Below are 14352 nucleotides of genomic sequence, written 5' to 3' on the forward strand. Positions count from 1 at the left end.
TGCTAATTCTCCTGTATTTTTGTCTTCTAAATTTCAAATCAGCTATGTCAATTGACTTTTCTCACCTGCAATCGGATGGCACCCCAGGAATGGTGGATGTGAGTTCGAAAAATGAAACGGTTCGGGAAGCGAAAGCCCAATCCATCGTATTTTTAGGAGCGGAAATTGTGCAACATTTTGAGGCAGCCGGTTGGCAAAACAAGAAAGGTAGCATTCTTCAAACCGCAGTGATTGCCGGTACGATGGCAGCAAAAAAGACGTCTGATTTGATCCCCTTATGTCATCCCTTGGGTTTGGATTCGTGCAAGTTTGAGACGGAAGTGTTAGCGGATCAGATTGTAATTACCTGTATCTGTCGTTTGGAGGCCAAAACTGGAGTGGAAATGGAAGCCCTGGTAGGAGCCTCTGTCGCGGCCTTAACGGTATACGATATGTGTAAGTCGGTTTCCAAAGGTATCGTCATTAAAGAAACTAAACTGATCTCCAAATCCGGCGGCAAGTCCGATTTTAAAGCCTAATATGTCTTCTCACCACATCATCCGAGACAAACAAGAACCCGCGCTGATTATCGCGAATGGAGAGGCTTGCTCCTTGGATTTGGTGGAACAATTATTGGAATGGTCACCGACGGTGGTGGTGCTGGATGGGGCTTTGGAAAGAGTCATCTCATTAGGCATCAAAGTGGATGTCTGGTTAGGCGACTTTGATCACGCGCAGGCAGCTGATTACAACGATTATCCCTTGAAAAAGGTACATACGCCGGACCAAAATTTGACCGATTTAGAAAAGGCCTTTGAATATTTACGGGAGGAAGGTTATCCGGCTGTCAATGTCGTTTGGGCGTCTGGAAAACGGATGGATCACACGCTGAATAATTTTCATTCGCTAGTGCGCTATGGCCGAAAATTGAAGATTGTGTTCTTTGACGATTATTCAACGTCTTATTTATTACCTCCTACGTTTGAAAAGTGGTATCCAGCAGGAACTCCGTTGTCACTCATGCCTTATGGTGAAGCATTTCAAGTAAAATCATCCGGTTTAGTCTACGATTTAAACCACCCTGAGTTGCGCCTAGGAACTCAGACGAGTTCGAGCAATGAGGCACGTGAGGATGGAATCGTGAAAATTTCGTACGAAAGCGGGGCGCTTATTTTGATGGAGTGCCACGATTAATTTTGTCTTGTTCAGACGGTTTGTAAAAGACCGGTCTCGAAGGAACCTCAGGAAAGTAATTCTGCTCCACCCAATTGCCCGGAAAATCGTGCGGGTATTTATAATCAGCTCCGTAATTCAAATCTTTCATCATCCGCGTAGGCGCATTGCGTAAATGCAATGGCACGGGCAAATCGCCTGTCTGTTCCACATAGGCCATGGCTTTGTTGATGGCGTTGTAGGCGGAATTGCTTTTGGGCGAAGTGGCTAAATAGATAACCGTCTGGGATAAAATAATTCTCGATTCCGGATGACCGATCACTCGAATGGAATCGAAACAAGATTGGGCTAATAAAAGCGCATTGGGATTCGCTAATCCAATATCTTCAGAGGCCAAAATCAACAAACGTCTTCCAATAAATTCCAAGGATTCTCCCCCCACTAACATCCGAGCTAACCAATAGACTGCCGCATCTGGATCAGATCCGCGGATCGATTTGATAAACGCCGAAATGATATCGTAATGTTGCTCGCCATCTTTGTCGTATTGAGCTAGGTTTTTCTGCAATCGTTCGGTGACTAAGGCATTCGTTACTTCTAGCTCATTTCCGCCCTCGGTAGTAATTAATAGCTCGAAAAGATTCAATAATTTTCGACCGTCACCACCTGAAAAATGGAATAAAGCATCAGTCTCCGTTAGGGTAATTTTTTTATCCTTGAAAAGCGAATCTGTGGCGATCGCTTTTTGTAGCATTTGATTTAGATGCTCATTCGAAAGCGATTCCAATACATAGACTTGGCAACGTGATAAAAGGGCCGAAATAACTTCGAACGAGGGATTTTCTGTGGTCGCGCCTACTAAGGTGACGATCCCTTTCTCCACCGCATTTAATAGGGAATCCTGCTGGGATTTCGAAAAACGGTGAATCTCATCGATGAATAGGATAGGCGATTGTGCTTCGAACATCCGGTTCTTCTTCGCTAGTTCTAACGTCTCCCGCACTTCTTTTACCCCTGATTGAACCGCAGAAAGCGAATATATGGTTCGCTTCAAGGCGCCAGATAATAAAGTGGCTAGCGTCGTTTTTCCCACGCCAGGAGGCCCCCAAAGGATGCAAGACGGCAAATGTCCCGCCTCAATCGCTTTTCGCAAAGGCGCATTCGGACCCACGACCTTTTCTTGGCCGATGTATTCATCCAGGGTAGTGGGGCGCATTCGTTCTGCGAGAGGCTGCATCATCTTTCGAAGTTACGTGAATTTTGTAAAATAGAAATAGAATTTGTAGCTTGGAGAACTAAATAAACCTATCTAAACATGAATACATCACGTCGTTCCTTTTTGCGCAATTCGGCCTTGGGGCTAGGCGCTATCGCTTTTGCTTCCCCTGCTTTGCAGGCTTTAGCTGCGGTTAAATACAAGAAATTAGTAGGAGTACAATTGTACTCGGTGCGCGATGACATGCGCAAAGATCCACAAGGAACCTTGAATGCTTTGGCAGAAATGGGCTATAAATATGTGGAACATGCAAACTATGTGAATCGTAAATTTTATGGTTGGGAAGCCAAAGAATTCAAAAAGCGTCTGGATGATTTAGGGATCAAAATGCCCTCAGGTCACACCGTAATGGGCAAGCCACATTGGGATGATGCGAAGAATGACTTTACGGATCTTTGGAAATATACAGTAGAAGATGCCGCGATAATGGGACAGGAACTAGTGATTAGCCCGTCGATTGACATGGGGATTCGCAAGGATAAAAACCTGTTATTGAAGTACATGGATATCTTTAATAAGTCAGGGGAATTATGCCAAAAATCGGGCATGCGATTCGGCTACCACAATCATGATTTTGAGTTCTCAGAGAAATTAGAGGGAGAATTATTATATGACATCATGTTAAATAACACGGATCCTACGCTTGTTGCGCAACAGTTAGACATAGGTAATATGATTAATGGTGGTGGAATTCCAGCGGAAGTGATGAAGAAATTTCCAGGTCGTTTCGTTTCCATGCACGTGAAAGACGAAGTGCCTGCACCTTCAGGCCACGAGAAATTTGAATCGACTGTTTTAGGGAAAGGTTCTGGCCAAATCGACGTCCAAGCCCTAGTTAAATTAGGCGATAAGGAGGGTGGAACGAAACACTTTATTATCGAGCAAGAAGCTTACCAAGGATTAAAACCTTTAGACTGCATGAAAGAAAACATCGCGATCATGCGCGGATGGGGATATAAATAAAACACAAATGAAAAAACTAGCCTTAGGACTACTCTTAGCCGCACCCTTTTTAGCGGACGCACAGTCTTCTTTAAAACCCACAATCGCTCAAAAAGCAGACGCCTTGAAAGATAAGGTCATTACTTGGCGACGGGATTTTCACGAACATCCTGAACTAGGTAACCAAGAAGTGCGTACTGCAGGTATTGTGGCCGCACATTTACGTTCTCTCGGTATAGAAGTGCAGGAGAAAGTAGGGTACACCGGGGTTGTCGGAGTCCTGAAAGGTGGGAAGCCAGGTCCGGTAGTGGCATTGCGTGCCGATATGGATGGTTTGCCCGTAACAGAGCGTGGAGATTTGCCTTTTAAATCGAAAGTGACTGCTGAATTTAATGGCCAAAAAACGGGCGTGATGCACGCTTGTGGTCACGATTCTCATGTAGCTATTTTGATGGCAGTGGCGGAAATTTTGGCCTCTGAAAAAGCGAATTTAGCGGGTACGGTGAAATTCATTTTCCAGCCTGCAGAAGAAGGTGTTTACAATGATAAGGGGGAGATGATTCTTTCTGGTGCCGAATTAATGGTGAAAGAGGGAGTATTAGAGAACCCGAAAGTGGATGTGATTTTTGGCTTGCATATTGCCTCTGGATCTGATAATGGAGTGATTGAATACAAGCCAGGTGCCACGATGGCTGCCGTAGACCAATTGGATATCAAAGTCAAAGGAAAACAAGCGCATGGCGCTAGTCCTTGGACAGGTGTGGACCCGATTGTTATTTCATCGCAGATTGTCATGGGATTGCAAACCATCGTTTCACGTTCTGTGAATATTACCGAGGATCCTGCCATCGTAACAGTGGGCGCGATTCACAGCGGAATTAGACAAAACATCATTCCCGAATCTTCTCATATGATCGGTACGATTCGTACGTTCGGCGTGGCACAACGTGAATTAGTACACCAACGCATTAAGGATATCGCGACGAACATAGCGGAAAGTGGAGGCGGAAAAGCGGATGTGACCATTGGCACAGGTTATCCTGTGACCTATAACAACCCAGGATTAGTCGAAAAGATGTTACCTACCTTACAAGGGGTGAATGGAAAAGACCGCGTTCGCGTGGTAGCTGCGCATACGGGTGCAGAAGACTTCTCTTTCTTTCAACAAAAAGTGCCTGGCTTCTTCTTCTTTTTAGGAGCGAGACCTGATAACAAGAAAGCAGACGAAGTAGCCGGACACCACACACCGGACTTCCATTTAGATGAAGCCCATTTCCAAGTGGGGGTGAAAGCCTTGAGTAGTTTGGTCGTAGACTATATGGATATGGCGCAACCGAAGAAAAAGAAATAGATTTTGAGAGACGCGCTTGTCGCGTCTCTTTTTTTACGCATATATTCTAAACCTATGAAAAAAATCCTCCTATTCCTTTTACTTGTAGGCCCTGCAGCCTATACCCAAAATCTGAAGCCGGAACTTTGGAATAAACCGTGGAAGGCTTCCTGGATTACGTATGCTGAAAATTCAGCGAACGCGTATAACTTAGTTGGGTTGAAAGATTATGGAGTTTATCGCTTTCAACACAAGGTTCCGTTGCTAGCGAAGCCATCCAAATGTATCATTCACGTTTCGGGGGATAATCGCTATAAATTATATGTGAATGGGACCTGGGTTTCTGCTGGTCCGGCGCGAGGGGATTTGTATTTTTGGAATTTTGAGACGCTTGACATTGCGCCCTATTTGAAGGCGGGTGAAAATACCGTGGAGGCTTTGGTTTGGAATGAGGGGAAAGGAAAGTCGGAAGCTCAAATATCTTATGCGACTGGATTTATTTTGCAGGCTGATGAGGAGGCTTTTGCCGCATTCAATACCAACGTTCGCTGGGAAGTGGCTAAGAATATAGGGGTAAGTCCATTGGCCGTTCGCGTCCCAGGTTATTATGTGGCAGGTGCGGGGGAATTACAAGAATATAGTAAAGGTTGGTCGCCTTTTATCGGTGCGAAATCGTTAGGTCCAGGTTTGACGAAAGGAGCGTCCATCGACGCGCGTGGCTGGATGTTGTATCCATCAGCGATTCCATCGATGGAAATGAAGGAACAACGGTTTGCGGCTATTCGTAAAGGGGAGGGAGACTTAATCCATGGGAAATTGCTTGTGGTGCCAGCAAACTCTTCGGTGGATCTTTGGATTGATCAAGGGGTCTTAACAAATGCTTATCCCCAATTAAAGTTTAGCGGAGGGAAAGATGCCAAAATTGGGTTGACTTATGCCGAAGGACTTTACGAGAAGAAAGCTTTAAGTACGACCACGAAGAATGGCAATCACAAAGGCAATCGGAATGAGATCGATAACAAATATTGGTTAGGTCGTAAAGATAGCTTGATCGCTGATGGTGCAGACCATACGTTTGAATCGATGACTTACCGAACCTTTCGCTATGTGCGTTTGACCGTGAAGACAGAAGCGGAGGCTTTGACTTTACAGGATTTCAAGAGTGTATTTACGGGATTCCCGTTTCAGGCAAAAGCATCGCTGAAAACGGATAATCCCTTGATTCCGCAAATGCTTGACGTAGGTTTCCGTACCGCGCGTTTGTGTGCGATGGAAACCTACATGGATTGTCCCTATTACGAACAATTGCAGTACATTGGAGACGCACGAATTCAGGCGCTTGTGAGTTTATATTACGCGGGAGACGAGCGTTTAGTGCGCCAGGCTTTAGATCACATGGATCATTCGCGCATCGCGGAGGGCATTACATTGAGTCGCTATCCGACAGATTTGCACCAACAAATTCCAACGTTCTCTTTGTGGTACATAGGGATGTTGCATGACTATTTGCGTTACGGAAAAGACCCTCAATTTTTGAAAAATAAGTTAGCTGGTATGCGCGGTATTTTGGATTATTTTGCGCGGTTTGAAGGGACAGATGGGACCTTGCAAAACATACCCTATTGGACATTTTCGGACTGGGTGAATGCGTGGCCAAGAGGGATTGCACCAGTGGGGCCGTCGGGTCGTTCGGCGGTGATTGATTTTCAGTATAGGTGGGTGTTGCAGAATGCGGCTGAATTAGAACGGTATTTTGGCTATCCAGAAATGGCGGCTAAATACGAGGCGAAAGTGAAAGCCTTAAAACCTGTGTTGCAAAAACTATACTGGGATGCAGGCCGCGGATTATATGCCGATACCGAAGTACATGATAAGTATTCGCAGCATGCGAATTCGTTAGCGATTTTAGCAGGAATGCCGGCTGCAGGTGTGGCAGATAAATTACTAGCTGATAAAAATATGGCGCAGGCGACGATTTATTTCAAGTACTATCTGCATTTGGCTTTGGCCAAAGCTGGGAAAGGCAACGACTATTTGAATTGGCTTTCTATTTGGAAAGAAAACATCGATATGGGATTGACGACTTGGGCGGAGACTTCTGACATTTCTACCTCGCGTTCTGATTGCCATGCCTGGGGCTCTAGTCCTAACATCGAATTCTTTCGCATCGTCTTAGGGGTGGATTCAGATGCACCGGCTTTTGCGAAGGTGAAGATCGAACCACATTTAGGTGAACTTTCGCAAGCAGAGGGTATTGTGCCGCATCCGCAGGGTGAAATTCACGTGCAATACAAACCAGGGAGTGCTTCGATTACGTTACCGGGAACAGTAACTGGAAGTTTTGTTTGGCAAGGAAAAAAATACCCATTGAAAGCCGGAAAAAATTTAGTCACTATCCCTAGGTAGGATAGGACGGTTGATTGCTTTTGCCTCTGTAGTTTTAAGAAAAAAATAGAACCATGTACAAACACGTATCTGATCTCTGGGACGACGCTAAAGCAGCGGCACTCGCAGGGAATGAAGTCGACTTATTCATCTACCGCTCGAATATTTTAGGGGCGGATTTACGCATCACGAATTACGGCGGGGGAAATACCTCGGTGAAATTGCAGGATAAAGATCCTTTAACGGGTTCTGAAACGGAAGTGATGTGGATCAAAGGTTCCGGTGGTGACATTGGTACCTTGAAGAAGTCAGGCTGCGCGGCTTTGTATGTGGATCGTTTACGTTCGTTGACAAATGTCTACCGCGGTTTGGAACACGAAGATGAGATGGTGGAATTGTTCAACCATTGCATCTTTGATTTGTCGTCCAAAGCACCGTCCATCGACACGCCTTTGCACGGCTTCTTGCCATTCAAACACATCGATCATTTGCATCCAGATGCGGCGATTGCGATTGCTGCGTCAAAAGATGGCGAGCAAATCACAAAAGAGCTTTTCGGCGGATTAATCGGCTGGGTAGGTTGGCAACGTCCAGGCTTCGATTTGGGCTTGCAATTAAAGGCCTGTTTAGACGAAGCAGCTTCACGCGGTGTGCAATTGCGCGGCATCATGTTAGGTTCACACGGTTTGTTTACTTGGGGAGATACCTCGTACGAATGCTATGTGAATACGTTAGAAGTCATTGAAAAATGTGCGGATTACATTGAATCGAAAACGGCAACCGTTTTTGGCGGTGCTCGGATGTCTTCGTTTTCTGCAGAAGAAAGAGCTGCAAAGGCAGCTGCCTTAGCACCTGTTCTTCGCGGATTCTGTTCGTCGCACGTTCAAATGGTGGGACACTTTTCTGATGATGAACGCGTGTTGCAATTCATTAATTCGAATGATTTAGATCGTTTGGCACCTTTAGGAACTTCTTGTCCGGATCACTTCTTGCGGACGAAAATTTCGCCTTTGGTCTTGGGGTCGGATGTTTCCGTGGAGGCATTGACTCCTTTGTTCGAAGATTACCGCATCATGTACGGATCGTATTACGATTCTTGCAAACATGCGAATTCCCCCGCGATGCGTGACCCGAATCCGGTGGTGATTTTATACCCAGGTGTGGGGATGTTTACGTTTGCCAAAGACAAACAAACCGCCCGTGTTGCTGCCGAATTTTATACGAATGCCATCAACGTGATGCGTGGTGCGGAGGCGATTTCATCCTATACTTCTTTACCTCGTCAGGAGGCTTTTGATATCGAGTATTGGTTATTAGAAGAGGCAAAGCTTCAACGTATGCCGAAGCCAAAAGCACTTTCAGGACGTGTCGCATTTGTGACTGGATCGGGCGGGGGAATCGGTAAGGCGATTGCTAAAAAGATGGCTCAGGAAGGCGCTTGCGTGATTTTAAATGATGTAAACGCGGATCGTTTGGCGGAGGCGAAAGCAGAATTTATTGGCTTGTTCGGGAAAGACGTCGTTTCGACAGTCATTGCCGATGTAACGAATCAAGAATCAATCGAGGCGGCAATGAAGCAAGCTTGCTTGGATTTTGGAGGAGTGGATTTGATCGTAAATAACGCGGGAATATCGATCTCAAAAGGAATCCTGGAACATACGCAGGCCGACTGGGACAAATTATATGACATCTTAGTGAAGGGACAATACTTAGTTTCGCAGGCGGCGATTGCTGTGATGCGCAAGCAAGGATTGGGCGGAGATATCGTGAACATCGTGTCGAAGAATGCCTTTGTCGCGGGACCTAATAATGTGGGATATGGAAGTGCGAAAGCAGCGCAGGCACACATGACACGCTTATTAGCCGCTGAATTAGGACCAGATCACATCCGGGTGAATACCGTAAATCCAGATGCGGTGATCGCGGATTCGAATATCTGGGCAGGCGGATGGGCCGAAGGTCGTGCCAAAGCATACGGAATAACGGTTGCTGAATTGCCAGCCTATTACGCTAAACGTACCCTATTAAATGAATCTATATTGCCGGATGACATAGCAAACGCGTGTTTCGCATTCGTGGGAGGCTTATTGAATAAGTCGACGGGAAATGCGCTAAACGTAGATGGTGGTGTAGCCGCAGGATTTTTAAGATAATGATGACGATGAATATTTCGAACCATAACGATGCTTTATTAGCACAGCACAACCGCCGACTGGATTTCTTGAAATCCGAGGTGAACTTGCCTGCAGGCATTTTACAGAAATTAAAGGATTTTCAAATCGCGATTCCTTCTTGGGCTTTGGGCACGGGAGGAACGCGTTTCGGTCGGTTCTCCGGCGGAGGCGAACCGCGTAATTTGGAAGAAAAGATCGCGGATGTCGGTTTATTACACGCCTTAAATCAGTCATCGGGTGCGATTTCTTTGCATATTCCCTGGGATATCCCTACGGATCCAGCGGCGATTCGCACGCTTGCAGCCCAACACGGTTTGGCATTCGATGCGGTGAACTCAAATACCTTTCAAGATCAAGCGGATCAAGCGCATTCCTATAAGTTTGGGTCTTTGCAACACGTTTCTGCGGCAACTCGGAAACAGGCGATTGATCATAACAAAGAGGTAATTAAGCACGGGGTGGAACTTGGATCTAAGGCATTGACCGTTTGGTTATCTGATGGTTCTTGTTTTCCAGGTCAGTTGAACTTCCGTCACGCCTATGAGCGCACGGTGGATAGTTTACGGGAGATTTATGCGGCTTTACCTGCCGACTGGTCTTTGTATTTGGAATACAAAGCCTACGAGCCGAACTTCTATTCGACGACCGTGGGTGACTGGGGTGCGTCGTATTCAATGGTGAATAAATTAGGGCCACAAGCAAAGACTTTGGTGGATTTAGGACACCATTTACCGAATGCGAACATCGAGCAAATCGTTTCGATCTTGTTGATGGAGGGTAAATTAGGCGGTTTCCACTTTAACGATTCGAAATATGGTGATGATGATTTGACGGCTGGGTCAATCAAACCGTATCAGTTGTTCTTGATCTTCAATGAATTAGTGGACGGGATGGACGCAAAAGGAATGAATCATGCCAAAGACCTAGGTTGGATGATCGACGCCTCACACAACGTAAAAGATCCCTTAGAAGATTTATTGCAATCGGTGGAGGCAATTCAAATCGCCTATGCACAGGCATTATTGGTGGACCGCGCGGCCTTAGAAGCAGCACGCGAAGCGAACGATGTGGTGCGTTGTCAAGAGATTTTACAGGCTGTATTCCGTACGGATGTGCGCGCATTAGTGGCACAAGCACGTTTGGAGTTAGGAGGAGCTTTGGATCCGATTGCCTTATTCCGTCAGGAGAAAATGCGCGAGCAATTAACAAAGGCACGCGGTGCGAAAACGGTAGCGACGGGATTGTAATATGAGTTTGAAAACACGTGTCATCGCGGTATTTGACATCGGAAAGACGAATAAAAAGGTCTTTCTGTGGGATACTTCGTTTCAGATTGTGTTCGAGAAACAACAGCATTTTGTGGAGATCGTGGATGAGGATGGATTTCCTTGCGAGGATTTGCCAGCACTTCAGCAATGGATTGTTTCCACGTTTACAGAAATATGCCAAATACCTGAATTTGAACTCATCGGCTTGAATTTTTCTGCCTATGGTGCTTCGTTTGTGTATGTGGATCAAACGGGGGAGCCGGTGGCGCCCATGTATAATTATTTGAAACCAGCTTCCGCGCCTTTTCCCTATGCAGATTTTGGAGGAGATGCAGAATTTGCCCGTAGAACGGCATCGCCCATTTTAGGTAATCTGAATTCGGGTTTGCAGGTATATGCGGCTCGTTCAAAGCTTTTTTGGTCGGAGGTATTCAAAGCCTTTCATTTTCCCAATTACCTCGCATCCCTTTTTACGGGTAAGTTTTTATCAGAGATTACATCCATCGGTTGCCACACCGCTTTATGGGATTTTGACAAGGGGCAATACCATCCCTGGGTTTCCCTTATTGAAGATAAATTAGCTCCAATTTCTCGCGAGGCTAGCCTAGAAATTGACGGGATTCATTACGGTCTCGGACTGCATGATTCTTCTGCTGCGTTAGTTCCCTATTTGCGCACGGTTTCGGAGGAATTTGTGCTCTTGTCGACCGGTACCTGGTGCATTGCGATGCATCCTTTCAATGAATCTCCGTTAAGCGCTGCGGAATTAGAACAAGATGTCTTGTGTTATTTGCAACCCAATGGAAAACCGGTGAAGGCTTCTCGCTTATTTGGAGGTCATTTTCATGAGGAGCAGGTGGCTCGGATGGAGGCGCATTTTGGCGGATCATTTACCGATTTGAAATTCTCAAACGAAGTGTATGACTTAAAACCGAAAGCCTCTTCCGTTTTTGAATCAGCATTCGCGTCTCGTGATTTGAATGATTTTCCGGATTTGGCTTCGGCATATGACCAATTCATGGTAGATTTGGTAGGCCAACAAATCAGTAGTTTGAACCTGTTGCTGAAAGAGGCACCGGTCAAACAATTGCTTGTCGATGGCGGTTTTAGTAAAAACGAATGGTACATGCGCTTGTTGGCACGTGCCTTTCCCTCGCTTGACGTTTATGCGGCAGAGGTCGCACAAGCGAGTGCTTTGGGTGCTGCTTTGATGGTTTATGAGGGGGAGGTTCCCCAGAATTTAATTCAATTGAAACGATATTAGGATGCGCGTTGCCCTGTTTGTTCCTTGTTACATTGACCAATTCTATCCGCAGGTTGCGGTGGCGAGTTTGGAATTGTTAGAGAAACTGGGTTACGAAGTTGTCGTTCCTGCGGACCAAACCTGTTGCGGCCAACCGATGGCCAATTCTGGCTTTGCATCCTCCACGGATGGTTGCGATGCGAATTTTACTAACAATTTTGCCGGTTTTGATTACATCGTGGGACCATCCGGTTCCTGTATCTTACATCTAAAAGAGCATCATCCATCGGAGAAAATCCGGAAATCGGTATACGAGATTTGTGAGTTTTTGACGGATGTTTTAAAGGTAACTTCCTTGTCTGCAAAATTTCCGCATCGGGTTGGTTTGCATCAAAGCTGCCATGGACAACGTGGTTTACGTTTGAGTTCCATGACAGAGCGAAATGAAAAGTCTTTTTCGAAGTTAGAAGATCTATTGGGACTCGTAGAGGGTGTTGAAATATTAAAACCTGAACGTGCAGATGAATGCTGCGGTTTTGGTGGCACCTTCTGTGTGACGGAAGAAGCTGTTTCCGTGAAAATGGGACAGGATCGAATCAAAGAACACGATGCGAATGCGGTGGAATATATTGTGGGAGCGGATACTTCGTGCTTGATGCATATGGAAGGGATTTTGCGCCGGCAAGGTTCTAGTATCCAAGTGAAACACATCGTAGAACTATTGAATCATGAGTAGTCACGCAGAAGCTTCGGAGAAATTTATTGCGGATGCTGAGCGGACGGACTGGCATGATGAGACCTTGTGGTTTGTCCGCGAAAAGCGCGATAAGGCATCGAAGGTTTTACCTGAATGGGAAGCGCTTCGTGAACATGCCTCCCAAATCAAAGATCATACCCTAGCGAATTTAGGCAGCTATTTGCAAGCCTTCGAAGCGAAAGCGCAGGCGAATGGAATACATGTGCATTGGGCGGCTGACGCTGCAGAACATAATGCGATTGTACACCAAATAATTGCCAAACAAGGTTCTAAAGTCCTAGTGAAGAGTAAATCGATGCTAACGGAGGAATGCCATTTAAATGATTATTTGGCAAACAAAGGCATCGAAGTAGTCGATACGGATCTAGGTGAACGTATTGTTCAATTTAGAAACGAAGCACCTAGTCACATCGTATTACCAGCCATTCACCTGAAAAGAGAGGATGTGGGCGAGACGTTCCATCAGCATTTAGGAACGCCTAAGGGTAATAAAGATCCACAATTTCTAACGGAGGCAGCCCGCCAACATTTACGTGGTCATTTTCTTGCTTCTGAAGTTGCTATCACCGGAGTGAACTTCGCTATTGCGGAAACGGGCGAATTCGTCGTTTGCACAAATGAGGGTAACGCGGATATGGGAGCACATTTGGCTAAAGTCCATATTGCTTGCATGGGTATTGAAAAGATTATTCCTAAACGGGAAGATTTAGCTGTGTTTCTAAGATTGCTTGCACGCAGCGCCACAGGTCAATTGATTACTACTTATTCCTCGCATTTCCATCAACCACGCGAAGGGCAGGAAATGCATATTGTTTTATTAGACAATGGTCGGACACGTCAACTCGCCGATCCGAAATACAAGAATTCGTTGAAATGCATCCGCTGCGCGGCGTGCTTTAACACCTGTCCGGTGTACAGAAGAAGTGGTGGACATAGTTACCATCAACCAGTGGCTGGACCGATCGGCTCCATTTTAGCGCCTAATATTGACAAGAAAGCCAATGCTGATTTACCTTTTGCGAGTACCCTGTGTGGTTCTTGTTCGAATGTGTGTCCGGTGAAGATCAATATTCATGAGCAATTGTGGTTTTGGCGTCAAGACTTGATGGCGGCTGGATTAGCACCGGTTGGCAAAACGATAGGCATGAAGCTGATGGCGTTTACCTTAGCTCATCCGGCGATTTATCGAATAGGAGGGTTGCTTCTAAGAAGATTTGCACCCTTATTAAATTCCCGATTAAATCCTTGGTATAAACAGCGGGAAATGCCGGTGGCGCCCAAGAAGAGTTTTCAAGAGTGGTATAAAAAACGATGAGCGCAAGAGAACAGATTTTAGGAAAAATGGAGGCACTCGAACCAGTGAATCATCCGGGCAACTTTAAAGGAGCGTCGGAGGACTTTGATTTTAGGGCTTCCTTGGAAGTTGTGGGTGCCCATGTTGTTTCACTAGAAGAATTAGAAAATATTTTTCCGGGTCGGCGACGCTATGAAAAAACCATGGATGGTTTGAGTTTAGCCGAAGTGGAAGTATTGGAAATCGATGGCGAATTTGGAGTCGCAGAAAATGGGGCGATTTGGTTAACAGAAGAGGCGATGCCGCATCGAGTGGCACCGTTTATTTGCCAACATTTAGTGATCAACGTTTCTAAAATAGTTCCGAATATGCATGCCGCTTATGCGGATTTAAAAAAGCCGAACTCGAGCTTCGGTTTGTTTTTAGCTGGTCCATCTAAGACTGCAGATATTGAGCAATCGCTCGTGATTGGGGCACATGGTGCCCGGAGTTTGACCGTGGTAATCCGCGCTTAATTTTGTATTTTTGCTT

Annotated in this window: 12 protein-coding genes; 11 read left to right on the forward strand and 1 reads right to left on the reverse strand. The window is 45.8% G+C overall.

Annotated elements, in window-relative coordinates:
- Nucleotides 1-44 precede the first annotated feature (44 nt).
- Both moaC and G9X63_RS08415 read left to right on the forward strand, forming a co-directional pair.
- Nucleotides 45-518, forward strand: a complete 474-nt coding sequence (gene moaC / locus G9X63_RS08410; RefSeq protein WP_252622452.1) for a cyclic pyranopterin monophosphate synthase MoaC — start codon at nt 45-47, stop codon at nt 516-518.
- 1 nt (nt 519) lies between these two features.
- Nucleotides 520-1173 (forward strand): thiamine diphosphokinase, encoded by a 654-nt coding sequence (locus G9X63_RS08415; protein ID WP_252622454.1) that lies wholly within the window; start codon nt 520-522, stop codon nt 1171-1173.
- On the opposite strand, the gene G9X63_RS08420 is transcribed toward G9X63_RS08415, so the two are convergent.
- Entirely contained in the window at nt 1148-2392 is a 1245-nt protein-coding gene (locus G9X63_RS08420; RefSeq protein ID WP_252622456.1) for a replication-associated recombination protein A, read from the reverse strand. The genes G9X63_RS08415 and G9X63_RS08420 overlap by 26 nt on opposite strands.
- Nucleotides 2393-2467: 75 nt before the next feature.
- Between G9X63_RS08420 and G9X63_RS08425 the strand changes: the two genes are divergently transcribed.
- Genes G9X63_RS08425 through G9X63_RS08465 form a run of 9 tightly spaced genes read left to right on the forward strand, consistent with a single transcriptional unit; the run spans nt 2468 to nt 14336 of the window.
- The gene (locus tag G9X63_RS08425; RefSeq protein WP_252622458.1) at nt 2468-3391 is read left to right on the forward strand and encodes a sugar phosphate isomerase/epimerase family protein; all 924 of its coding nucleotides are present in this window, start codon (nt 2468-2470) and stop codon (nt 3389-3391) included.
- Nucleotides 3392-3398: 7 nt separating this feature from the next.
- Nucleotides 3399-4721, forward strand: coding sequence for an amidohydrolase (locus G9X63_RS08430; protein WP_252622460.1), 1323 nt, complete (start codon nt 3399-3401; stop codon nt 4719-4721).
- A 54-nt stretch (nt 4722-4775) separates the two neighbouring features.
- Nucleotides 4776-7106 carry an alpha-L-rhamnosidase-related protein gene (locus tag G9X63_RS08435; protein ID WP_252622462.1) on the forward strand — a complete coding sequence of 777 codons (2331 nt, stop codon included), beginning with the start codon at nt 4776-4778 and terminating at the stop codon, nt 7104-7106.
- A 53-nt stretch (nt 7107-7159) separates the two neighbouring features.
- A complete protein-coding gene (locus G9X63_RS08440) occupies nt 7160-9238 on the forward strand; it encodes a bifunctional aldolase/short-chain dehydrogenase (protein ID WP_252622464.1) in 2079 nt (692 codons plus the stop codon).
- Between the two features lie 8 nt (nt 9239-9246).
- Complete coding sequence (locus G9X63_RS08445; protein ID WP_420840736.1) at nt 9247-10506, forward strand: sugar isomerase; 1260 nt, start codon at nt 9247-9249, stop codon at nt 10504-10506.
- Between the two features lies 1 nt (nt 10507).
- Entirely contained in the window at nt 10508-11791 is a 1284-nt protein-coding gene (locus tag G9X63_RS08450; RefSeq protein ID WP_252622466.1) for an FGGY-family carbohydrate kinase, read from the forward strand.
- A gap of 1 nt (nt 11792) precedes the next feature.
- Nucleotides 11793-12506 carry a (Fe-S)-binding protein gene (locus tag G9X63_RS08455; RefSeq protein ID WP_252622468.1) on the forward strand — a complete coding sequence of 238 codons (714 nt, stop codon included), beginning with the start codon at nt 11793-11795 and terminating at the stop codon, nt 12504-12506.
- Nucleotides 12499-13842, forward strand: a complete 1344-nt coding sequence (locus tag G9X63_RS08460; protein WP_252622470.1) for a lactate utilization protein B — start codon at nt 12499-12501, stop codon at nt 13840-13842. Before G9X63_RS08455 ends, G9X63_RS08460 begins: the two co-directional genes overlap by 8 nt.
- A complete protein-coding gene (locus tag G9X63_RS08465; RefSeq protein ID WP_252622472.1) occupies nt 13839-14336 on the forward strand; it encodes a LutC/YkgG family protein in 498 nt (165 codons plus the stop codon). Before G9X63_RS08460 ends, G9X63_RS08465 begins: the two co-directional genes overlap by 4 nt.
- The last annotated feature ends 16 nt before the right edge of the window (nt 14337-14352 follow it).

Origin of the sequence: Aquirufa antheringensis (assembly GCF_023921165.1) — a bacterium.
Taxonomy (GTDB): Bacteria; Bacteroidota; Bacteroidia; order Cytophagales; family Spirosomataceae; genus Aquirufa; species Aquirufa antheringensis.